Raw genomic sequence first — 21,671 nt, forward strand, 5'->3', positions numbered from 1 at the left:
AGAGCAGATGAGAAAAGAAGAGGTTATTGCCGAGGTCTACGAATTGTTTCGCACCCGGGGAGGAGAGAGCTATGGCGAGGAGGTGACCCAGAGGCAACATGCGGTGCAGGTGGGTCTGCTTGCCATTGGCAACCACGAGTCTGCCGAGGGGGTGGCGGCGGCTTTCCTCCACGATATCGCGCATTTGTTGACCGAGCCGGGGAAGAGTGGCCCTTTTGGCTCTCCGAATCACGATGCCCTCGGGGGACGCTGGGCCCGCGAGCGGGGATTTTCTGAAACGACGGCTTGTCTCATTGAGAACCACGTCGCGGCCAAGCGCTACCTCACCGCGCGGGAGGAGGGATACTTTGCCCGGCTCTCCTTCGCCAGTAGGAAGACGCTGGTGGAGCAGGGGGGGCCGATGAGCGAAGAAGAAGCCCGGGCTTTCGAAGAGGACCCGCTTTTTTCCCGCCACTTGCAATTGCGGCGCTGGGATGAGGCGGGCAAGGATGATTCCGCCGACCTTGAGGACGTGGAGCAGTTCCGACCCTATCTTGCGCGCGCTCTGGGGGCACGTGCTTAGGAGAAGGCGTAGTGGAGCAGGCCTAGGGCACAACCGCTAAAGACGATCCAGAGGACGTCCACCTTCCACTTGATGAGGGCGAAAAGGGTCACCCCGAAAATGGTGAGCCCGAACCACTGCACCCCTTGCCCGGCAGGAAAGAGGACGTGGAGGCCGAACCAGAGGGCGAGATTGAGAATCACGCCCACCACGGCGGCGGTGATGGTGGAAAGAGCCCCCGTGATGCCGGCGTGCCCGTGGAGGCGCTCAATGAAGGGTGCCCCCAGAAAGATCCAGAGGAAGCAGGGGGCGAAGGTCACCCAGGTGGTGAGGGCTGCCCCGGCGGTGGCGGCGAGGAGAGGACTCAGCCCCTCGGGATTTTGCCAGCCGCCGACGAAGCCAACGAATTGCACCACCATGATGAGAGGACCGGGGGTGCTCTCCGCGAGGCCGAGTCCATCGAGCATTTGCTCCGGCTCTAACCAGCTTTTTTCCTCTACCGCTTCTTGCGCGACATAGGGAAGGACGGCGTAGGCTCCGCCAAAGGTCATCACTGCCGCTTTGCTGAAAAAGACTCCCTCCTCGGTCACCGAGTGGGTTTTTCCCAAATAGTGGCCGGCCAAGAACACCGGGGTGAGCCAGAGCGCCAGGCCAATGAGGATCACCCGCAGCGAACGGCCCCAGCTGGGCGGAGGGATCTCGCCAAGGTGGTCGGGCCCGGCGGTCATTCCCGCTTCCTCCTCTCGCCCGGCCAGGGTCACGAAGGTGTGCGGGCTGACTTTGCTTCCCAGCCAGCCGAGTGCCCCGGCACCGAAGACGATGGCAGGGAAGGGGACCTTGAGAAAAAAAATCGCCACGAAGGCTCCAGCGGCGATGAGCCACATGGTTTGGTTCTTCAGCGCTTTATGGCCGATGCGGAGCACGGCTGCGGCGACGACGGCGAGGACTGCGGGCTTGAGTCCGGTAAAGGCGGCCGCCACTCCCGCGACCTCGCCATAAGCCATGTAAATGTAGCCCAGCAACCAGAGCACGACCACGCTGGGAAGGACGAAGAGAGTCCCCGCGATGAGGCCTCCCCAAGTCCGGTGCAGGAGCCAGCCCACATAGGTCGCCAATTGCTGGGCTTCCGGGCCCGGGAGCAACATGCAAAAATTCAGGGCGTGCAAAAAGCGGCGCTCGCTGAGCCACTGGCGGCGCTCCACCAGTTCGGTGTGCATGATTGCGATTTGCCCTGCCGGGCCGCCGAAGCTGATGAAGCCGAGCTTGAGCCAGAAGCGAAAGGCTTCCTTGAGACTGGGGCGGGAGGGGGAATCCGGGGAGGAGGGCTGGGGCAACGCTTTCATGGCTACAGCGGATGGTGTCCTTCGCTAGCGAATCCGCTCCACCACGGAAAGACCTTTTCGGTGACGAAAGGAGGCCCTCCGGCGGGGATCGGGATGACCCCGCCGAAGCGCTCCCAAGCCCTGGGGCGGAAGGCTCAGTTGTCGCCGTCCAGCAGGCCGCCCAGAGCGCCGAGCACGGAGCCTTCGCCCTGGCGGGAGCCTCCGGCAGAGGGAGCGCTCTTGATGATGCGATCGGCCATGCGGCTGAAGGGCAGGCTCTGCAGCCAGACCGTGCCGTGTCCGCGCAGGGTGGCGAGGAAAAGGCCTTCCCCGCCGAAGAACATGCTCTTCAGGTTGCCCGCGCGCTCGATGCCGTAGTCAATGCCCTCGCTGAGGGCCACGAGGCAGCCCGTGTCCACCCGCAGGGTTTCGCCCTTCAGCTCCTTCTTGATGACGGTGCCGCCCGCGTGCATGAAGGCCATGCCGTCGCCCTCGAGCTTTTGCATGATGAAGCCCTCTCCTCCGAAGAAGCCAGTGCCCAGCTTGCGATTGAAGGCGATGGAAACCTTGGTGCCATAGGCTGCACAGAGGAAGGCGTCCTTCTGGCAAGTGATGGTGCCTCCGATCTCGCGCATGTCGAGAGGGATGATCTTTCCGGGATAGGGAGCGGCGAAGGAGACCCGGCGTTTGCCACTCCCCCCGGCGTGGGTGAAGTGGGTCATGAAGATGGATTCGCCAGTGAGGGCGCGTTTGCCCACTGCCAGGAGCTTGCCCATGATGCCTTCATTGGCTTCCGAGCCGTCGCCCATCTTGGCCTCGAAGGTGATATCTTGCTCCACATAGTTCATGGCCCCGGCTTCGGCGATCACGGTTTCACCCGGGTCGAGCTCCACTTCCACGATTTGCATATCATCGCCAAAGAGCTCGTAATCGACCTCGTGGCATTTTTGGCCGGGGGCGGGGCCCACCACCACGTTGGCAGGGATGGGGGGAGGGGCAACTGCGCCCCGGTCGGCAAAGAGGCCGGGGAGGCTCTCGCCGGCGGGCACCCACTCCGGCAGACCTTCCCGCCAGGTGAGGCTTTTGGGAGAGATTTCGCCGGAGTTGGCCAGGGAGCCCAATTCGTCTTCACGGGCTTCCTTGCGCTGATTTTGTTTATCGAGGTAGAACCAAGTTTCCATAACGGAAGGGGAGATAGCAAATCCCCCGTCCGGGCGCGAGAGACATTGTCACCCGCAGGAACTTTCGTTTCTCTAACTGGCCTTGCGCCGAAGAGTCACCGTTTGCAAGAAGCGGCCCGTGCTGCCGTCGCTGGATTGGAAAAAGCTGTTGTTGCTCTTGAGGATGATAAATTGGGTTTGTTCGTCGGAGCGGAAGGGGATGAGGTTGTTGCCCTGGGTCTTCCATCCATCGGGGCCTTCGTAGGAGAGCTGATAAGCACAGCGCCCATTGACGGGATTGATGATTTTCGACTTGCGGGGCAAGAGGGCTGCTTCCTGATTTCCATTGAAGCGCATCCCGACCCGGAAAGGGGAGAGATTCAACACGCGGACTTTTCCCACCGGGAGGCTTTCAGGATCATCCTTGATGACATAGGGCTGCAAGAGACCTCCAGCGGCGGGGGCGAGGAGCACTGTGGCCCGCGAGGTGTTTGCAGGCAGCTGCACCAGAGCGACCAGAGTGGGTTCTTCCTCCCGGCGGACGAGGAGAGCTTTGACAAGCGGATCGTTACTCTCCGCCAGGGAACGCAGATTTTCCTCTGGATTAGTAGAAGAGAGAGGAATGGTGGCGTGTCTGGCATCTTCTTCCGACATCTCGGGAGCCTCATCGGCTCCGGTATCGATCTGGTGAATTTCCAGCAGCTGATTGCCGGTATAGCGGACGGGCTCGGAATACTGGAAGGGCTTGGCGGTATGCTTTTGCCCTTTCTCGGGACCACCGAGACTGAGGCCGCGCAGCTCGTTGCCCCAAGCGACGAGGTCGAGCTGCATACTGACTTGGGGCGCGTCTTGTGCGGAAGCGGTGGCGAAGAGCCCGGCGACGATGAGGAGGAAGGAAGTGAGTTTAGATTTCATTTTCGGAAAGCCAACGGAAGGCAATGACTTGGAAACGCCGTCCAAAACGTTCATTGACGGAGTTCAGTTCGTTATAGGGAGATTCCGGCTCGTTGGAAGGATCAAGATAATCAACTTGCCGTTGCACGATCGCTTCCGCGTAAGCGGTGGCGAGGATCTTGCCCGCAGCATCGTAGGAGCGGCCGCAGCTACGGATGCGGAAGGTATCCGAGCGCACGGTGAGGGAAGGCTCGAGAACCTGCAGCATATCACCTTGCAACATCCAGCCGGGGATGCCGGTGGAGCGGTAGCCCTGCTCGGGGCGGAACTCGCGGTCGTAGAGCATGTCGCTGTCCGCGAGAATGCTGGCTACGGCACCGTAGTTGTTGTCGGCTGAGGTCACCGCCCAGTCAGGGTGGCGGCGATTGGCATTGGGCAGCTGGTTGCTGGTATCACCGCCATCGACATCGGCCCGGGGAGCGCGGTTTTTGTGGGCGAGGGTCACACGGTCCTTCGAGGCGGAGATGTCTTGGAAACCATTGCGGTCGCCATCGATGGAAATGTTGACGCCGCTCTCGTCGAGAGCGCATTGGAGCGCGCCACTGCGGGTCAATTCAGGCGCTTCTTCAAGAGGAGCCACCGCCCGGTTGACGAAGTGGGAGAGGGAGACAAAGGGGCCCCGTTTGCGCACTTGGCGGGTGATCTCGCGAGCCAAGGCATCCACTTCCTGCTCATCGAGCTCGCGGTAGCCAGCAAAGGAATCTTCACCACTGCCGGTGGGGGGAGTGATGGGTTGAGCAGTCTGTTCCAAGCTGCGGGGAAAGGCGGCATTGCCCGACTGCTGACCGGAGGTGGGATGCTGGCGGAAGCGGGTGGAGCCCAGCAGGGCCTTCCAGGCGTCGATGCTGGTGGAGTTGACGTTAAAGGCTCCCTCCACTTGCAGGGACTTGGCCACTTCCGAGGGCTCGCTGAAGTTGGCGGTTTCCGAACGCTCCGTGAGGACGTAGTTCGGGTTGCGCGGCTCCCTGCTCTGCAAATCCAGGGTGGAGAAGTAGTAACGGTCGTAGAGCGAGCTGTTCAGAATGTGGGAGATGTCGTAATACTCACGCGGCATCTGGGTGGCTCCGCTGTGATTATTGCTGCCCATGATTTCATAATCGACGCGGCGCTCATTAACCAGCTCGCGCTGCACGAAGGGGGTCGCATAGGAGTTCCCCAAGGCGTAGGCCGGCTGGTGTCCAATGGACAGGCGCTCGGCGTCATTGGTCAGGTCGGCGTGCTGGAATTGAGCCAGGGTTGAGAAGCGCTCGGGCACCGAATAGAGAATGGTGTTTCGGGGGCCTTCCACATTGGAGAATCCCCAAGGAATGGGATTGAAGGCCATATCCTGGGCAAAGGCATCTCCGGTGAAGCCTCCATCGAAGGCCAACCCCGCCCAACTGTCGACCATCTCCATGAAGAAGGGAGGTGGGTTGTAGCTGGCGATGGGTTTGCTGAAGTTGGTTCCATGGAGGTTGAAGTCCATGAAGGTGCGCAAAGTCGAGCCGCGCTGGCCCATCTCGTAGTCGCGGGGCATCCGGCCGGCCCGGAGATAATCGATGCCCGGTTGGCTGAGCTGGAGGGTATGGGAAACCAGCGGGACGGGACCGCCGCTGAATTGGCTGTAGTTACCAAATGTGAATTGGCGGGTTGTTGGCCAGTAATAGCCATTGTCCAGTTCGAGGCGCTCGACCCGGCGGAGGAACTCTCCGCGGCTGGAACCAGCGAGGCGCATTTCCAACATAACCAAAGTGGTTTGCCAAGATTCTCGGACATCAAGTGACTTGGGTAGTTTGGTGCTCACGCCGCTCTCCAATTGCACGCTGTTATTGAAGTCGTTGATATTAGTCGCATCGATGGGCTTGAAGGGGATAGTGACCTCGCGCGAGGCCGTGCGGATGGTGCGCACGAGAGGCTCGGCCTGGGTGTAGCCGCGTGCTTCGCCGGGCTCAAGGCGACCGGGCTCAATCGTGAAAACCGCTTGGTTGAAAACGGCTACTTCCCGTCCTGCCCGGCGAGGAGTCTCATCGGCAGGGAAATAGGCGCAGTTGTTGTTGTTGTATTGCCAAAGGCGCGCTGGTCTGTTTCCCAGCGGCGTCTGGTTGATGAGTTGGAGCTCCAGGCCGCTCTCCCAGACCAGAGGCACGGAATAAGGATTAGCGAGGGTGACGGCTAGTTTGCCGGCTGGAATCACCTGGAAGTCCGAATCTGCTGTCACGCGACGACCGTTTGTCTCCATCTTGACTCCCAAAACGAGGCGGATATCAATGATAGCGGGAGAGATGCTTGCTTCGTCCACTTCACCCTTCCCGCGCACCTGAAGTCCGTTACTACCAAGGCTTCTGTGCCGTTCGGTGAACTCGAGGAGGTGGTCCCAAGTGAGATGCTCCAGCCGGGCGAGGGCTGAACTAGCGGTGCCGGGGATGACGCGGCCATCGCGAGTGGGGTAGTTGTCATAGGCTCCGGCGGGGGGGCCAGAGGAGAGACCTTGCGCGAAGGCTGTGGTCAAGTCGACCTTCAGTCCGCCCTCCAAGGGATTGGTCAGGAGGCCGCGGCTGACGGTGGTGGCGGAGTGGAAGAGAGAATTGGCCGAGCCAGAGGAGGTGCCACCCGAGGCACCGGGAATCAGTTTCGCCGTCGGGAGAGTGAGGATACGAGTCAAGTCGGTGTTACTCCCGCCTCCCGGAGTGGGGTAGCCTTCCATGCCGGTGACTGTTTCCCAGCCCCGTCGTTGGGCGGTGAAGGTATCGTAGTCGATATCCAGTTCGTCTTCGTTCTGTAGGTTGAGGCGGGATTTGACCCCCTCATCGCCCACCCACCAGGCAAAGGCTCCCTGCGGATTGCCGGTCTCAGGATTGCGGATGGAAACCAAGGGAGCGGAGACGAGGGAGTCGTCGGAGCCGATTTCGTTGCCGGGGGTATTGTTGCCCACCAGAAGAACGGCCTGGGCGGAGGATTGATTGCCGCCCACTTGATAGGCGCTATTGCCTGGGTTGACGTCTCCGCTGCCCAATCCGTCGGCAGGTGAACTCACCAGCCAACGCAAGAGACTGGCGCTGGGGGTTTTTTCATAAATTTCCGAGGGGTCGTCATTGTTGGTAAAGACGCCAGTCCAGTGGCGGGTGCCGGGCTGCACGGAGGTCAGGCCTTTTTGGGTGCCGTCGAGCGAGGTGTTGTTCTCCGGGCCGGAACCAGAGGGCAGGGCGTCACCTTCAGCGGTCCCCGCCATGTCGGCAGTGGCCGTGATGCGCTGGTCGGGTCCGGCATATTTTTGCAGATTACCAATGGCAATCTGAAGGGCAAGCCGGGCATTGGCCTGGGCTTCTTGGCGGGCTTGGGTGGCTTGCGAACTCCGCAACTGTGTGCTGGAGAGGGAAAGAAGTCCGACTGCGATGAGAGAAAGCAGAATCATCAAGGTTACGGTGACAACCAATGAGAATCCTGATTTCTTCGAAACGCTTTGCTGGGGTTGGCAGGGTGGTTTCATGGTATTCTATTTGCAAATACAATGAATTTAATGAGGAGCTGCGTAAAGCGAAAAAGTTAAGAAATCGGCATTTTTTTCGTAAAAGGGTCAGACGATCAGGGAAGATAACGGAAAGAGTTGGGTTTGTCGATAAAGTATTTACTAGGCAAAGGTTTACAGTTTTACGTGTTCTGTGTGAGTTTGTTGCCTTGTTTTTCTGGCGGTTTTTTGAGCGAGTTGAGAGTGAAAAGGTAATTTTTTACTAGTTAATGCGCTAACTTGTGCAAGTTCCTGGCGGAAAAGCGTATAGTTTTTATTGGGAAACCAAAATTCTTTGCCTTGGTGAGGGTGGGCGCAGGCAGTGTCTCTCTGCCTGTGCGGCGAAAGTGCTCTCCCGGCGAAAACATGGAAATATGATGAAAGTGAAAAAGATAAGCGCCTCCTTGGGCGGTGGTTTGATGGCTCTGCTGCTCGGCGCGGCAGCGAGTGGACAAGAGCAGGAAGAGGGGTTCCTCTCTTTAATGGACGGACAAAGCTTCCATGGCTGGAAGAAGTCGACGGAAAATGAGGAGACTTGGCAAATCGAGGACGGGGCTTTTGTTGCGGCCGGGCCACGCAGTCACCTTTTCTATGAGGGTGATGGGGAGCCCTTTAAGGATTTCCACTTGAAGGTGGAGGTGATGACGGAGGAGAAAGCCAATGGTGGCATCTACTTCCACACCGAGTATCAGGCCGAGGGCTGGCCCCGGGTCGGGTTCGAGAACCAGGTCAACGTGAGCCATGGCGACTGGAAGAAGACGGGTAGTCTCTACGACGTCGTCAATGTGGGGCAGGTAACGGTGGAGGACGGGCAGTGGTGGCTGCAGGAAATCATCGTGCAAGGGCGCACCGTCACGATCAAAATCGATGGCGAGGTGCTCTATCAATACACCGAGCCAGAAGGGGCGCAGGCCGGGGAATCCTTCACCCGGAAGCTTGCGGAGGGCACTTTCGCCTTGCAAGCGCACGATCCGGGCAGTGTCATTCGCTACCGCAATATCCGCGTCAAGCGCCTCTGAGCGAGGGTCTTGATTGACTCGCTGGATGTTTTTTCAGGCGATTCTTCCTGTGAAGAATCGCCTGTTTTCTATGGGTGCGATTGTCCGGCGCGGTGGCGGGCAACGGCTTGCAGAGCGTGCTCGATGTGTTTGGAAGGATTGACCTGGTGGTCGACCCAGATGAGCTTTTGATTATGGAAGAGGTAGCTGTAGCGGGCGGGGCGGTTGTTGGGATGGGGCACTTCGAAGGCATCGCACAGGGAGCCATCCACATCGCAGAGGAGGGGGAAGGTGAGGCCGTATTTCTTGGCAAAGGCCAATTGGGCCGGAATGGGATCCATGGACACTCCCAGAGCGCGCACGCGAGCGGCGGACAGTTTCTGCGCTGAAGACTCCAGCGCGTTACACTGCTTGATTCATCCCGGGGTGTCGGCTTCCGGGTAGAAAAAGACGAGAAGGTAATCCTCGGCCCCATAGCTGCGCAGCGAGACGAGGCGGTTGTATTGATCCCGCTCGTAGAGATCGGGTAAACGGCTCTGCTGGTCCCTAGGGACGAATTTGCCGGTATTCATGGCACAGGCGCTCAAAAAGAGTGCCAGCGCGAGAAGGAAAACTTTCATGTCCCGACTAGTAGCGGGATTCCTCCCCTTTGACAACTCGAAGTGCGGGGCTTTCCGCCGCAGGAGAATGCGCGGCAAGGGAGCGCTAAAAAATGTTGTTGCAAACGAGTCTCAATAAGGCCAAGCTGCTCCTCACATCCAATGATGAAAGTTGCCTCCCCGCAGATTTGTGACACCTCGACTGTTTCGCTGAAGCAAGCGGCGGCGGGTTGTGATCTGCAAGTTGAACTGGTGGAGGGAGCGGACTGCAATCAGTTGAGGGACTTGGGATTTTGCGAACAGATGCGTTTGCGGAAGATCAGCAATGGACGCACTCTGGTGTGTTCGATTTGTGGCTCCCGGCTCGCTATTTCCAGTCATCTCGCGGAACAAATTCAAGTGCGCCAACTTTCCTAACAGATTTTGTCAATGGAAAGCGAACAGGTGCCAAAAGTTGTCTTGGTGGGTCACCCCAATGTCGGTAAGTCCACTTTATTCAATGCTCTAACAGGCGGAAAAGCGAAGGTGGGAAATTACCCTGGAGTGACCGTTTCGCACAAATCCGGCCACTTTCACACCCCCCATGGTCGCAAGGTGGAGCTGGTGGACTTGCCGGGCTGTCATTCCCTCATGGCCCGGGCGCAAGACGAGGAGGTCACTCGCGACGCTCTCTTGGGTTCCCTGCCGGGCGCGGGCGATATCGACTTGGCGGTGGTAGTAGTGGATGCTTCCGCGCTCGAGCGTCACTTGCCGCTGGCCCTGCAAGTGGTGGAGCTAGGATTGCCCGTTCTGGTGGTCTTGAATAAGATCGATGTGGCGAAACAAAATGGCACCCGGATCAATCGCCAGATTTTGGCTGAAGAGTTGGGATTGCCGGTGGTCGCGCTGCAGGCTGACAACGGCGAAGGGATTCTCAATCTCAAGCAAGCGCTGCGTTTTCCCCTCCCTTTGCCTCCCCATCCGGCTTGGCAGGATTCGGCAACGCTGCAAAAGGCCAAAGCCTCTCTCGCCAAGAAATTGGGCGAGCTTTCGGTTCCCTACCCGGAGCGTCAGGCTTGGATGTTGTTGGCCGATCGCGATTACCGTCGCAATCCGGAAAGCCGGCTTTCAACTGAAGCCTTGAGCGAAGCCCAGGCGGTAGCCGACCAATTGGCCAGTGAGGGCGAGGCTCCTGAAGAGCAATTGGGTGCTTCCCGGCGTGAACGCGTGCGCGACTTGGCAGAACTCGTCATGACCAGCCAGCAAGGCGATGGGCCGGACGGGGCCACTTTCTCTGACAAGCTCGATAGTGAGCTGCTGCATCCAGTGCGGGGCTGGTTCTACTTCGCGGCTATCTTTTTCCTCATTTTTTGGACCCTTTTCACGTGGGCGGGGATCCCCATGGATTTGATTGAGGGGGCCTTCGAAGCGCTTGGGGGAGCGGTGGGGGGACTGTTGCCAGAGGGCCTTTTTTCCGACTTGATGGTCGATGGGATCATTGCCGGGATCGGGGGCGTGGTGGTCTTTTTGCCCCAGATTCTCTTTCTTTTCTTCTTCCTTGGGATTCTCGAGTCTACGGGCTACATGGCACGGGCTGCCTTTCTCATGGATGGGGTAATGAGCAAGGTGGGCTTGAGCGGTCGCAGCTTTCTTCCCCTTCTCAGCGGCTACGCTTGTGCCATCCCGGGGGTGATGGCCACCCGGTCGGTGCCGAGTGCCCGGGAGCGCCTGTTGACGATTTTGATTTTGCCTTGGATGTCTTGTAGTGCCCGCCTGCCGGTCTATCTCCTGCTCATTCCTCTCTTGGTCTCGGGGGCATTGGCTCAGGGATTGGTTCTCTTCGGGCTTTATTTTCTCGGCACGGGCACCGCTTTTCTTGCCGCCTTGCTGCTGCGCGGTCGGGTGGGCTTGGAGAAGGGGTATCAGCCCAGCTTTCTCATGGAAATGCCCCGGTATCGCGCACCCGATTGGAGCTTCATTTTCCGTCATCTCTTCGATCGAGCGGGAGCATTTTTGAAGAAGGCGGGAACGGTGATTCTCGCTCTATCCATCATCCTCTGGGCTTTGGCAACCTTTCCCAAGGCTCCTTCCGGAGAAGAGCAGGACCAGTTCAGCTACTCGGCGATGGGGCGTATTGGGCAAGCGATCGAGCCCGTGGTCGCCCCTTTGGGCTGGGATCACCGCCTGGGCACCGCCATGCTTGCTTCCTTTGCGGCGCGGGAGGTGTTCAACTCCCAGGTGGCCATCTCCTACGCCATTGAAGAGGGGGACGATGAGGGGGAAACCCAAGGGGCCATTCGCGAGGAGTTCAGCAAGTCCTACGGGATGGCCACGGTGCTCTCTTTGTTGGTCTTCTATGTCTTCGCCCTGCAATGCCTGCCCACGACGGCGGTGGTCAGCCGAGAGGCCAATTCTTGGAAAGTGGCCGTCGGACAGCTCGCGGGTATGTCTCTCTTCGCCTATTTCGCGGCTCTGGTGACTTACCAGGCGCTCAATGCTTTCCTCTGAGTCCTTTCCTTCTTCTCTTGCCATGCCCATTCAAGAACTCGTTGTTGGAATCATCGTCGGAATCGCCTTGGCCTATTTGGTGAAGCGTTGGCAGGCTGGCCGCAAGTCCTCCTCCTGCGACCGGGGAGGCTGTGGTTGCGGCAAGGGCCCCAAGTGAAGCCGCCTGCGGTCCTTTTGCATGAGGACAATTTTCGGCGGGCGCGGTCTTGCCAAAAGCAGAAAGCACGCTTCATTGGACTTTCATGCAGTATCTTTCGGAAGATTCGGCGATTCTCCTGCAATCTCTCCTCGCTCTCGTTTTGGGGGGCTTGATTGGTTGGGAGCGCGAGGCCTCCCAGAAGTGGGCGGGACTTCGCACCCACATGCTCGTTTGCCTGGCTTCGTTTCTTTTTGTGAAAATCGCCTACCTGATGGTGGAAATGATGTTGGCGCGCGAAGGGGTTCCCGCCGAGGTGGTGCAATCGGACCCAATCCGGATCATTGAGGCCGTGGTGACGGGGCTCGCCTTTCTCGGGGCGGGGACTATTTTTCGCGATCATTCCGAGAACCGGGCCCGTGGCCTGACGACCGCCGCTTCGCTATTGGCGGTCGCGCCCATTGGCATCGCGGTGGCTCTGGAGCGTTATGTGCTCGCCATCGGGGTCGCCCTTTTGGTGGTCTTCGTCCTCCGCACCCTCGGGGTGCTGGAGGCGAAAATCCTCAGCAAAAAATAAGGGGAGAGGTCTTGCATCTCACGCGGCGGCCATGCGCTTTGCAAAGGTTGCCGGGCAGCGGCGCGGGAGGGAGGAGCTTGCAAGGGTTCTCTGCAAGCGATTTGAAGGCGGCAAACCAGTTGTGAGGGTTGGCCCGGATTCGGCGAGGGAAAGAGGAACTCAAACCTCGAATATGCCAAAAGAACTGACGACGACTCTTGAGGAACTCGATGACCAGAGCACGGGCGGCAAGGTGAAGTTGGGTGACCTGGTGGAGTCCTTCGAGCACCGGGGCTTTGGTCCGATTTTTCTCGTGCCTGCCCTGGTGGCCCTCGTGCCGCCTCTTTCGGGAATCCCGGGGGTGCCTGCCCTCTGCGGATTGGTCACGGTCACGATTGCGGTCCAGATGATTCTTGGCCGCAGCTATCCGTGGCTGCCGGAGAGATTGCGCGCCCTCTCCGTTTCCCGCGAAAAAGTGGAAAAAATGCAGCAGAAGGGGCGGCCCTTTGCGGAGTGGATCGACTCCCTGTCCGCTCAGCGTCTGACTTGGTTGACCCATCCGGTCAGCGTGCGCTTACTTGCTTTCCTCATCGCCTTTTTGGCCCTGAGCATGATTCCGCTTGAGCTGGTTCCCTTTGGAGCGGCCGCTCCGGCGGGGGCTATCGTGTTGCTCTCGCTGGGATTGATGGCTCGCGATGGCCTCATGATTCTCTGCGGATGGCTCATCTCCTTTCTGGTGGTGTGGCTGATTGCCAGCAATCTTTGACGTCTGTGAAAGGGGGCCGCTGCTAGTCGGCTTTTTTAGGAAGGGGAAGATGTCCGCGGCGCAGTTCGCCCTCTTCATTGGCTTGTAGGAAGTCGCCGGTCTCCACCGTCAGTGCGGTGAGGTAGCCCCCGTGGCCGCTCCCGGTATCGAGGCAGAGGTGGCCGCGTTCCAGCTTGGGAAGGCGATCCTTTTGCGGGGTGTGCCCGCAGATGAGGAGCCGCCCGTCCTCGCGGGGTTGCAGATCTCGGAAGCGGAGCCAGAGTAGCTCTTCTTCGTCGCAATCGGCCGCCGCCTTGTCGGGAGGCGGAGTGGCGTGGCAGAAGAGGATGCTTTCGCTTTCGTGGTAGGGGGCCAGCTGGGCGAAGAAATCCCAATAGGACGGGGGGATGGCGGCCAGTGAGCGGGTGTAGAAAGAGTGCAGGGTCTCGATTCCTCCGTTGAGAAGCCAGAAGGAGGAGGCGGGGGGGCCGTTGCGTGCTTCCTGCATCATCATTTCGTGATTTCCCCGGAGGGTGATGACGGTCAGCTCCTGACGCAAGGCGATGAGTCGATCGATGACTCCCTTGGAGCAGGGGCCGCGGTCGATGTAGTCGCCGAGGGTCACGATGGTGTCTTCGGCACGGGGCGAGAGCTCCTTCAGCAAAAGGTTGAAGGAGTTCAGGCATCCGTGGATATCCCCGAAGACGTAGGTCATGCGCGGGGCGCACTGTGACAGAATCGCTTCGTTCGCAAAGTCCAATCCATGGGGAGGGCGCCTTTGCGGTGGGGGTGGCGGGCGTCCCCTTCAGCCCTCGATGGCGTTCTGTTGGCGGGCGATGTCGTTGGCGGTGAGCCAGCCGAGGAGCTTTTCCGGTTTGGCGGGGCTGACGACCGGCACTTGCTGGTAATCGTGCTCAATCATGCGGTGGGCGGCGTCCCGGATGGTGGTGGTGGTGGTCACGGAGAGAAGCTCTTGCTCGGCCACCAGATCGGCGAGCAGGGTCTCGGGTGGGTGGTCACGGAGCTCGTGGTGGGTCACGACCCCCAGGAGCTTCTTGTGTTCACCAACGACGGGGTAGCCATGGAAGCGTTTGTGCTTTTCGCGAATGCGGGCGAGAGCTTCACCAGCGGTGTGATGGCCTTTCAGCTGAAAGACATCGTGGGTCATGATCGCTTGCACGGGCAGCTCGCGGTAGTCGCGGGCGCCCCGGTAGGCGGGCAGGGAGCGCAGGGTGATGCCGTCTTGCAGGAGGAGGGAGTTGTAGATCTCGATGGGACGCAGTCGCTTGGAGATTTGCCAGGCAAGCATGTTGCCCGCCATGAGGGGGAGGATGAGGTCGTAGTTGCCGGTCATCTCGAAGATGATGATGAGGGAGGTGAAGCGGCAGCCGATGACGGAGGCAAACATGGCGCCCATGCCGAGGAGGACACAACCGCCGATGACCTTGTCGTCCGGGGGGAAGTGGGGCACCCAGTCGCCCAGATGGTGGAGATGGGTGAAGCCGATGCCGGCTAGGGCACCCAGCAAGCCTCCCAGGAAGAGGGTGGGGGAAAAGAGCCCGCCCGAGCCGCCGCTGGCGTAGTTGAGGACCACGGCGAGGAATTTGAAGAGGAGCAGGGTGGCGAGGACGGGCACGGTGAGCTCGTTCAGGAAAGCGGCTTCCAGGCTCTCGTAGCCAATGCTGAAAACGGAGTTCTGTGCGTTGCCAAAGTGCCCGGTTAAAAAATAGGCGCCCACCCCGAGAAGTCCGCAACTGAGTCCTCCACTGGCGGGCAAGAGCCAAGCTGGAAGGGCTTTTCTTTTTTTGAGAAAGCCCCGCAAGCTGAGCACCGAGGTGGTGAAGAGATGCCCCAGGAGTCCGGCGGTGACCCCGAGAGGGAGGGCGATGAGCATCCAGGCCGAGGTCTCGTAGTCGCTGCGCAGGTGGGCGGTCAGGATGGGGTCTTCCCCCAGAATGCTGCGCGAGACGGCGGCGGCGGTGACCACCGCGATGACCATGCCCCCGAGGGCCTTCATGGAAAAATTGTCCAACAGCTCCTCGAAGACGAAGGTCAGGGCCGAGAGGGGGGCATTGAAGGCCGCCGCGATGCCGGCTGCCATTCCCACCGGCAGCATGGACTGCACGCGGGTGGCGTCGCGGAATCCCCAGCGCCCGAGACGCGAGGCGATGGCGGCGCTGATGTGCACGGTGGGGCCTTCCCGGCCCAGGCTGTTGCCCAGACCGATGTAGAGGCTGCCGAGGATCAGGCGCGAGAGGCCCACGTAGCTGCGGATCTTTCCGCCCTTGTTGTAATAGGCGTATTTGGTCTGGGGGATGCCACTGCCGATGGTCTCCGGGATGAAGCGTTGCCCCACGAGGCCTACCAGAAGGCCTCCCAGCGTGGGGGCGGCAATCATAATGGCGATGAAGGCCCGGGGCTCCTGATGACTGGCGAAGTGCCAGAGACTGTGGAAGAGGCCCTCGATGGCGAAATGGAAAAGCACCGCCGCGATGCCGCAGAGCAATCCCGCCACGATGCAGAGAATGAGAAAACGCTGGTTGACACTCAGGCGCGCCCGCATCCAGTCGGGGACAGTCTTGCCGGTCGATTCAGCCATGAGGGCGGCGGCTGTAGCACAGCGCCCCCGTTTTTTCTAGCGGGGAACGGAATTTTTCTCCTGCAAAAGGGTGAGACCGAGGCGGAAATAGGCCACCCCGGACCAGAGGGTGAAGAGCGAGGCCAGCAGGGCGGGGTAAAGGGGGGAAAAGGGCACCCACTTCAGCATCACCCAGCCGAGAGCGAACATCTGGGTCACGGTGCAGACCTTGCCGGTCCAGTGGGGATGGATTTTGACCGCCGTCTTTTGTTGGTGCAGGATCCAGAGTCCCCCCACGATGACGATGTCGCGCGCGACCACCAGTATGATGAACCAAGGGGGGAGCTGCCAACCGGCCGGGCCCCAGGGAAAGACGGCCAGGGTGGTGAGGGCGAAGAGGAGGAGGCACTTGTCGGCGAGGGGGTCGAGGAAGGCTCCCAACTTGGAAAACTGATTGAGTTTGCGGGCGAGGAAGCCGTCGAGGGCATCGGAGAGCGAGGCCAGCACGAAGACTCCCACCGCCAGCCAGCGGAGATTCTCCTGGGGGGTTCCGCTGGTCACGCTCTGGCTGTAGAGAATCGCGGCCGTCACGAAGACGGGGATGAGCAGGAGGCGGAAGACAGTGATGTAAGTCGGGAGGGTCACAGTGGGAGAGGGAGATCAGTCATGCCCAGGGCGGTTGACGAAGACGCGGGCCCCCGGTTTGTTGAAGAGGTAGGCGTAGGACCACTGCATCATCACGAAGAGCTTGGAGCGGAAGCCGACGAGGAAGGCCACGTGGATGAGGAGCCAGGAGATCCAGGCGAAGAAGCCTTTGCCGCGAAAGTTCTTGGTCTGCATCACGGCGGTGTTCTTCCCGATGATGGCCATCTGGCCCTTGTCGCGGTAGGCGAAGCGTGGGCGCAGGGAGTGCTTGCGATCGGCGTGGCTGGTGGTTTCGAGGCGGGCTTCCTCTTTGAGCAGCTTGGCAATGTGCTTGCCCATCTGATTGGCGGCGGGGGCGAGGCCGGGCACCTTCACCCCATTGTGATCGGTGAGGTCGACGATGTCGCCAGCCGCGAAAAGGTCGGGATGGCCGGGGAGGGAGAGATCGGGATTGACCGCGATGCGCCCGGCCCGGTCGGTCTCCACCCCCACGTGGCGGGTGAGGTCGTGGGCCTGCACGCCGGCGGCCCAGATGATGGTCTCGGCCTCCACCCAGCCGTCGTCCGCGACGAGGGGCGAGGGGCAGGGCTGGTTGAGGTGGGCGCGGCCGGGCTCGATCTGGTCCACCCGGGGCCCGAGGATGACCTCCACCCCCAGGGCCTGCAGGCGCTGGCGGGCATACTCGGAGAGCTCGGGCTCGAAGGGTTTGAGCAGGCGGTCGCCCGATTGCACGAGGAGGATTTTGAGTTCGGCGGGGTTGATGTTGCGGAAATCGCTGTGCATGGCCCGGCGCACGAGGTCCGAGAAGGCACCCGCCAGTTCCACTCCGGTGGGACCGCCCCCCACCAGCACAATGGTCATCAGGCGGCGGCGTTCGGCCTCGTCGGTGGTGATTTCGGCCCGCTCGAGGGCAGAGAGGGCCCGGGCCCGGATGCGGTGGGCGTCGCTGAGATTTTTCAGCCCGATGGTGCACTCCGCCCACTCGTCGCGACCGAAGTAGGAGGTGCGGGCCCCGCAGGCCAGCACGAGGTAGTCAAAGGGATAGTCCTGCCGCTCGGAGTAGGCGATTTTTTTCTCCCCGTCGACCCGCTCGATGTGGTCGAGGAGGACCTTCACATTGGCGGCCTTGGTCAGGATGCCCCGCAGCGAGCGGGCGATGTCGGGCGCGGCCAGCGAAGTGGTGGCCACCTGGTAGAGCAGGGGTTGGAAAAGGTGGTGATTCTCCCGGTCGATGAGGGTGACGTGGAAGCGGGGGTCGTCGGCAAGGGTGCGCGCGCAGGCCAGCCCGGCAAAGCCGCCGCCGATGATGAGCACTTTTCTGGGTTCGGGCACGGCGGAACGATAGCGGAAAATGCGCTCGTGAAAAGCGGCGGCTCCGCTCTTTTCTCCGCTGACAATCAGGAGGCGGAAAGGAGCTCGCCGGATTCCTGCGGGGGATGGAGGAGGATGAGGCGCAAGATGGCCCGCAGGTTCCACTCTTGATTCACCAGCTCGCGGGCGAGGTGGTCGAGCAATTCCGCTCGGGCGGGGACCTGCCAGGGATCGGAGATGTCATCGCCGGGGAGGAGGGCAATGCCATGAATCATCTGGTAAAGTCGGCTGGCCAATACCCGGGGGGTGACGGGATTGCGTGGATCGACGAGCCAATCGGCCAGACCCAAGCGATTGGCCTCCGCAGTGACTGCCAGGCTGAGGAAGGGCAGGGGGGGACGCAGGGCCGGAGGGGGGGTGGCTTCCGCCACGGGGACGAGAAGAGCTTGCTCTTGCAACTGGGCAACTGCGCGCGAGGCGGCGACCGCCGCTTGTCGGGCTTGCCGACTGTCCGGGTCGATAGCCCGCTGGTAGTAGCGATAGAGGAGGTCCTCGCGGGGGTGTTCGGCGCGGATTTCCTGCCAAAGGGACTGGCCATCCCGCAGGTGAGCAATCTCAATGGCGCTGAGCACTTCGCCGTAGATTTGCAATTCGTCGAAGAGGGTGGGCTCTTGCCCTTCTGGAGGCGCGGGATAGCGGAGTTTGACAATGTTTTCCGGTCCTCCGAGGACGCCGAAGAGGCGGTCTTCTTCCACCGTGAGTTCGATGGGGCGGGCGTCGATCCAGAGGCCCAGGCCCTCCGCCCGGCGGGAGCCATCGTAGGTCAAGGCCAAGTGATGCCAGTGAGCGGGCTGGGGAAGGACGGAGGCGCTGGCCGCGAGGGTGGCATCATTCTCTTCGCTCACAAAAGCCAGGCGCAGACTGTGCGGGGAGAGACTCAGCTGAAAGCCGTCGGGGCGGTGGGTGGGGCCCTGGAGCCAGAGCAGGTTCTCCTCTTTATCGGGGAGATGGGAGGCTTTGATGAAAAAGGAAAGAGTGAAGGCCCGGTCCGAGGTGAGGGGCAGGTGGCTGAATACCGCTGGTCCGACCATGGCCGTTCCCTGCACCCCACCAGCCAGGGCGGGAGTGAGCAAGAGGCGGGCTCCGCCAGTGGGGCTGTGGTCGCGGGGGGCGCTTTCATCGAAGGAAAAGGAGTGGAGCAGGTCGGGGATGGTGGCGGGGGCGTCCCCCAAGGCCAGCCAGCCGGGAAATCCTTCATCCACACTGGAGGGGACGATTTCGGCCTGTTCCCAGAGGTCGCGCTCCCGGGCGCTGGCTTGGCCCATTTGCTGGTGCCCGGCTGCGGTGTAGAGCGGTAGCAGTGGGCTTTGCAAAGGGCCTTCCTCCAAGGCGGTGGGAAAATCCGGCAAATAGGCACCCAAGACCAGGCCGGCATCGGCCCACAAGTCGCCGTCGCAGGGCTCTTCCCCGGGATTGAGGGCAAGGAAGCTCGTCGCCACTCTCTCGGCGAGAGTGGTCACTCCCGCGCGATGGGGCAGGCGGACCCAAGCGCTGGCTAGGGTTCCTTCCTCTCCTCCTTCGGCGAGCAAATCCCCCCCTAGCGCGCGGCGCAGAAAGTCGTCGAGGGCGAAATCGGGGCGAGCGAGGTCATTGTCCAGCCAGCGCAGGTAGGGGGCGAAGGGGCCTTTGCTGCTGACCGGGGCCGTGCCGGAGAGCAGGAGAAGGCGGGATTTGAAGAAGCGCGCAAAGGCTGGTTGCCGCATCATGGTCTCGATGAGCAGTCCTCGGGGGGGCTGGTTGCGGGCGAGGTAGCTCTCCTCCTCCGGGGTGGGCTCGCGACCGAAGAGGCTGCGGGTAAGAAAGGCCAGTTCCTCGCCATCCACCTCCTCGGTGGGAGGCAGGGAGGGCGGTAAAATGGCCCCGGTGGGTTCGCTCAGGGGCAGAGAGGCCCAATGGCTTTCGGTCTCCGCACCCTGCTTGATCCAGCGCCAGATGAGGGCCTGCTCCTGCTCGGGGAGCGGCCGGGGGTGTCCATCCGAGATTTTTTCCCAGAGAAGGGATTTGCGGGGACTGTTCTCCGTGGTCAGACCGGCCACATCCACGGCTCGGTCAAGGCTGAAGCCTCCCTGCGCGTCTTCTCCCCGGTGGCAGGAGAGGCATTCGCGGGTGAAGAGAGGCCGGAGGTGTTGATTGAAAGAGATTTTAACCGGAACGGAGGGGTCACCCGCCCACGGATCTTTTTCCTGACAGGAGGAGAGAAGGAGGAGGAAGAGGAGAGGAAGCCAGCGCACGGGGAGAGCCAAGCAGGCCCGGTGCCGCTGGCAAAGTCCGCCCTGAGTCAGTGGGCTCATCGGGGGCACGAGAAAGCCCCGCTTGGCGAACCGAGGCGGGGCTTGGGGCAAAATTCAGGGTGGGGACTGCTTCAGTCTTCTTTGGGAGCGAGGGAGTGGACCTCTTCCTCGGCGGGAATCTCCGCCGGGGAGGGGCTGGCTTCCTCCTTGCGGGGAGCCCGCTTGCGCTTGGGCTTGCCTTCACCGCCGTTGCTGGCCGGGCCTTTGGAGCGGGCCCCATTGACGATGAGCTTGCGGCCCATGTAGGGCTGGTCGTGGAGCACTTCCACCGCGCGCTCGGCCTCTTCCACATTGGCCATCGTGATGAACCCGTAGCCCTTGGACTTGTGAGTGTGGCGGTTGTAGACAATCTCCACCTTGCGCACGGCACCGATGCCCTTGAAGAGCTCTTCGAGGTCATACTCGGTGGCATCGTAGGAGAGGTTGCCCACGTAGAGACGGGAACTCTTCACCTCGGTGGGAGGGGGCGTGCTTTTGCGCTCGCGGCGGGGTTTTCCTTTGCCTTCGCCTTGCTTGACGGGGCCACCGCCGGGCACCCGACCGCTCTTCTGGCCTTTCTTTTCTTGGCGGCCTTTTTCGTTGGGGTCTTCGAAAAGGCCGAAGAATTTGAGGATTTTTTGCCAGAAGGTCAGAGGTTCCGGCTTGCGGCGGCGGCTGCGGCGGGGCTGGAGCTCGTCACGCTTTTGGCTGGCTCCTCCCTTGTTGGCTCCCCCTCCTTGGCGATTGCGATTGAGGGGGCCACGGTTGCGATTCCGGTTGCCGCCTCCGCGGTTCCGGTTGTTACGGTTTTCGTTGTTTTCAGACATGGTCTTGTGTCGGTTCAAGCGTTCGAACCGGGAAGACCACCTCAGGATAAGCAAGGGAAGAATGACAGCAACGGTCTCGCACCGAATCCCTTGCCGTAAGAGGCGGAGAAGAGTGGGTGCGAAGAAGAGCGGAAATTATTCCGGAAAATTGGCGGCGATCCCGGCGAACGGTTCTCGGGTCGGCCTGGAGACCGCTCACGACGTCTTTGTGTTGTTCCGCAGAGAAACTCACCCGCTTGGGGGCGGCGGAGGGCAAAACAGAGAGGCACGCCTTCAGCGGAGCTAAAGTGCTGGATGGGTGGCGTGCGGGCGTCATTAAAAGTCTCGGGCTGGGGGGAAAGCTAGTTCATGCCAGTGGGAGCGGCAAGCGCGGATTTGCTTGTGAGGCTCTTCCGTGCGGTTCTGAAGAGAGCGCAAAGGGGGGCGGGCCGGGAAAGCTCACTATTCGGCCTCGGGAGCCCGAAAGGCTTTGCTGTAGAATCCCGAGGGGTCGAAGCAGCAGACCCGCTTTTTTCCTTTGGCCAGCATGTCCCGGGCATTTTCCAGCCGCTGGCAACGGGTTTTGTGCTGCTTGGCGGAGGTGAGCCAGTGGATCCAGTCCAAGCGGGCCAGGGGGGTGGTGGCTTGCCAGGTGGCGCGGGCCTCTGGAGAGGCCGCCAGCATTTCCGCCCAATCTGCCGGGATGGCGGGCTCGGGCTCTTTCGCGACCGGGGCCAGGGTGATTTTGACTGCTCGGCCGACCTCCAGCCCGGCGGCCGCCCGGAGTTTATCCTCCACCCGCAGCCAGTGGCCCAGCTTGCCATCGGGTTCGAGGGTCGCTTGGAAGGGGTGCCCATTGAGGGTGCCGGCGACCGTGGTGCGCCCCCGTCGGGGCAGGAGGTCGCTCACCTCCTGGGGCAGAAGGAGAAATGTCCAGTCCTCCTCCGTCTGACTCTTGGCGGGGCGGAGCAAAGTTGCTTCAAAGGAAGAAGGAGGGAGTGGAGGCGAGCTCATTCTTC

The 21,671-nt window shown here is 61.2% G+C and carries 20 protein-coding genes; 7 read left to right on the forward strand and 13 right to left on the reverse strand.

Annotation, left to right across the window (positions count from 1 at the left end):
• Positions 1–7: 7 nt before the first annotated feature.
• Positions 8–562, forward strand: coding sequence for an HD domain-containing protein (locus JIN78_RS11255; RefSeq protein WP_200392072.1), 555 nt, complete (start codon positions 8–10; stop codon positions 560–562).
• Here the strand turns inward: JIN78_RS11255 and chrA are convergent.
• The 4 genes from chrA to JIN78_RS11275 form a co-directional block, all read right to left on the reverse strand.
• The gene (chrA, locus tag JIN78_RS11260; RefSeq protein ID WP_200392073.1) at positions 559–1,884 is read right to left on the reverse strand and encodes a chromate efflux transporter; all 1,326 of its coding nucleotides are present in this window, start codon (positions 1,882–1,884) and stop codon (positions 559–561) included. The two genes, JIN78_RS11255 and chrA, sit on opposite strands and share 4 nt — an antisense overlap.
• Positions 1,885–2,018: 134 nt before the next feature.
• Positions 2,019–3,044 (reverse strand): TIGR00266 family protein, encoded by a 1,026-nt coding sequence (locus tag JIN78_RS11265; protein WP_200392074.1) that lies wholly within the window; start codon positions 3,042–3,044, stop codon positions 2,019–2,021.
• A gap of 72 nt (positions 3,045–3,116) precedes the next feature.
• Entirely contained in the window at positions 3,117–3,938 is an 822-nt protein-coding gene (locus tag JIN78_RS11270; protein WP_200392075.1) for a DUF4397 domain-containing protein, read from the reverse strand.
• Positions 3,928–7,368: a hypothetical protein gene (locus JIN78_RS11275; RefSeq protein WP_200392076.1), complete on the reverse strand. Its 3,441-nt coding sequence runs from the start codon at positions 7,366–7,368 to the stop codon at positions 3,928–3,930. Before JIN78_RS11275 ends, JIN78_RS11270 begins: the two co-directional genes overlap by 11 nt.
• A gap of 470 nt (positions 7,369–7,838) precedes the next feature.
• Here JIN78_RS11275 and JIN78_RS11280 point away from each other — a divergent pair, with 470 nt between their 5' ends.
• The gene (locus JIN78_RS11280; RefSeq protein ID WP_200392077.1) at positions 7,839–8,480 is read left to right on the forward strand and encodes a 3-keto-disaccharide hydrolase; all 642 of its coding nucleotides are present in this window, start codon (positions 7,839–7,841) and stop codon (positions 8,478–8,480) included.
• 68 nt (positions 8,481–8,548) lie between these two features.
• On the opposite strand, the gene JIN78_RS11285 is transcribed toward JIN78_RS11280, so the two are convergent.
• Positions 8,549–8,875, reverse strand: a complete 327-nt coding sequence (locus tag JIN78_RS11285; RefSeq protein WP_200392100.1) for a redoxin domain-containing protein — start codon at positions 8,873–8,875, stop codon at positions 8,549–8,551.
• Positions 8,876–9,079 (reverse strand): thioredoxin domain-containing protein, encoded by a 204-nt coding sequence (locus JIN78_RS11290; protein ID WP_200392078.1) that lies wholly within the window; start codon positions 9,077–9,079, stop codon positions 8,876–8,878.
• Positions 9,080–9,223: 144 nt separating this feature from the next.
• On the opposite strand from JIN78_RS11290, the gene JIN78_RS11295 reads away from it, so the two are divergent.
• From JIN78_RS11295 to JIN78_RS11315, 5 genes are all read left to right on the forward strand, one after another.
• Positions 9,224–9,475: a FeoA domain-containing protein gene (locus JIN78_RS11295; RefSeq protein ID WP_200392079.1), complete on the forward strand. Its 252-nt coding sequence runs from the start codon at positions 9,224–9,226 to the stop codon at positions 9,473–9,475.
• Positions 9,476–9,502: 27 nt separating this feature from the next.
• Entirely contained in the window at positions 9,503–11,545 is a 2,043-nt protein-coding gene (gene feoB / locus JIN78_RS11300) for a ferrous iron transport protein B (protein ID WP_200392080.1), read from the forward strand.
• Between the two features lie 22 nt (positions 11,546–11,567).
• On the forward strand, positions 11,568–11,702 hold the full coding sequence (locus JIN78_RS11305; RefSeq protein WP_200392081.1) for a FeoB-associated Cys-rich membrane protein: 135 nt from the start codon (positions 11,568–11,570) through the stop codon (positions 11,700–11,702).
• Positions 11,703–11,787: 85 nt separating this feature from the next.
• The gene (locus tag JIN78_RS11310) at positions 11,788–12,258 is read left to right on the forward strand and encodes an MgtC/SapB family protein (RefSeq protein ID WP_200392082.1); all 471 of its coding nucleotides are present in this window, start codon (positions 11,788–11,790) and stop codon (positions 12,256–12,258) included.
• 172 nt (positions 12,259–12,430) lie between these two features.
• Positions 12,431–13,003: an exopolysaccharide biosynthesis protein gene (locus JIN78_RS11315; protein ID WP_200392083.1), complete on the forward strand. Its 573-nt coding sequence runs from the start codon at positions 12,431–12,433 to the stop codon at positions 13,001–13,003.
• Positions 13,004–13,025: 22 nt separating this feature from the next.
• Here JIN78_RS11315 and JIN78_RS11320 read toward each other — a convergent pair whose 3' ends face one another.
• The 7 genes from JIN78_RS11320 to JIN78_RS11350 form a co-directional block, all read right to left on the reverse strand.
• Complete coding sequence (locus tag JIN78_RS11320; protein WP_200392084.1) at positions 13,026–13,697, reverse strand: metallophosphoesterase family protein; 672 nt, start codon at positions 13,695–13,697, stop codon at positions 13,026–13,028.
• Positions 13,698–13,787: 90 nt separating this feature from the next.
• Positions 13,788–15,581, reverse strand: coding sequence for a chloride channel protein (locus JIN78_RS11325; RefSeq protein WP_200392085.1), 1,794 nt, complete (start codon positions 15,579–15,581; stop codon positions 13,788–13,790).
• Between the two features lie 36 nt (positions 15,582–15,617).
• Positions 15,618–16,205, reverse strand: coding sequence for a CDP-diacylglycerol--glycerol-3-phosphate 3-phosphatidyltransferase (gene pgsA, locus JIN78_RS11330; RefSeq protein ID WP_200392086.1), 588 nt, complete (start codon positions 16,203–16,205; stop codon positions 15,618–15,620).
• Between the two features lie 15 nt (positions 16,206–16,220).
• On the reverse strand, positions 16,221–17,537 hold the full coding sequence (locus JIN78_RS11335) for an NAD(P)/FAD-dependent oxidoreductase (RefSeq protein WP_200392087.1): 1,317 nt from the start codon (positions 17,535–17,537) through the stop codon (positions 16,221–16,223).
• Positions 17,538–17,602: 65 nt separating this feature from the next.
• A complete protein-coding gene (locus tag JIN78_RS11340) occupies positions 17,603–19,867 on the reverse strand; it encodes a DUF1553 domain-containing protein (protein WP_200392088.1) in 2,265 nt (754 codons plus the stop codon).
• A 71-nt stretch (positions 19,868–19,938) separates the two neighbouring features.
• Entirely contained in the window at positions 19,939–20,673 is a 735-nt protein-coding gene (locus JIN78_RS11345) for an RNA-binding protein (protein ID WP_200392089.1), read from the reverse strand.
• 441 nt (positions 20,674–21,114) lie between these two features.
• The gene (locus JIN78_RS11350) at positions 21,115–21,666 is read right to left on the reverse strand and encodes a YdeI/OmpD-associated family protein (protein WP_200392090.1); all 552 of its coding nucleotides are present in this window, start codon (positions 21,664–21,666) and stop codon (positions 21,115–21,117) included.
• Positions 21,667–21,671: the final 5 nt, after the last annotated feature.

Origin of the sequence: Roseibacillus ishigakijimensis, from assembly GCF_016595415.1 — a bacterium.
In the GTDB taxonomy this organism is placed as follows: domain Bacteria; phylum Verrucomicrobiota; class Verrucomicrobiia; order Verrucomicrobiales; family Akkermansiaceae; genus Roseibacillus; species Roseibacillus ishigakijimensis.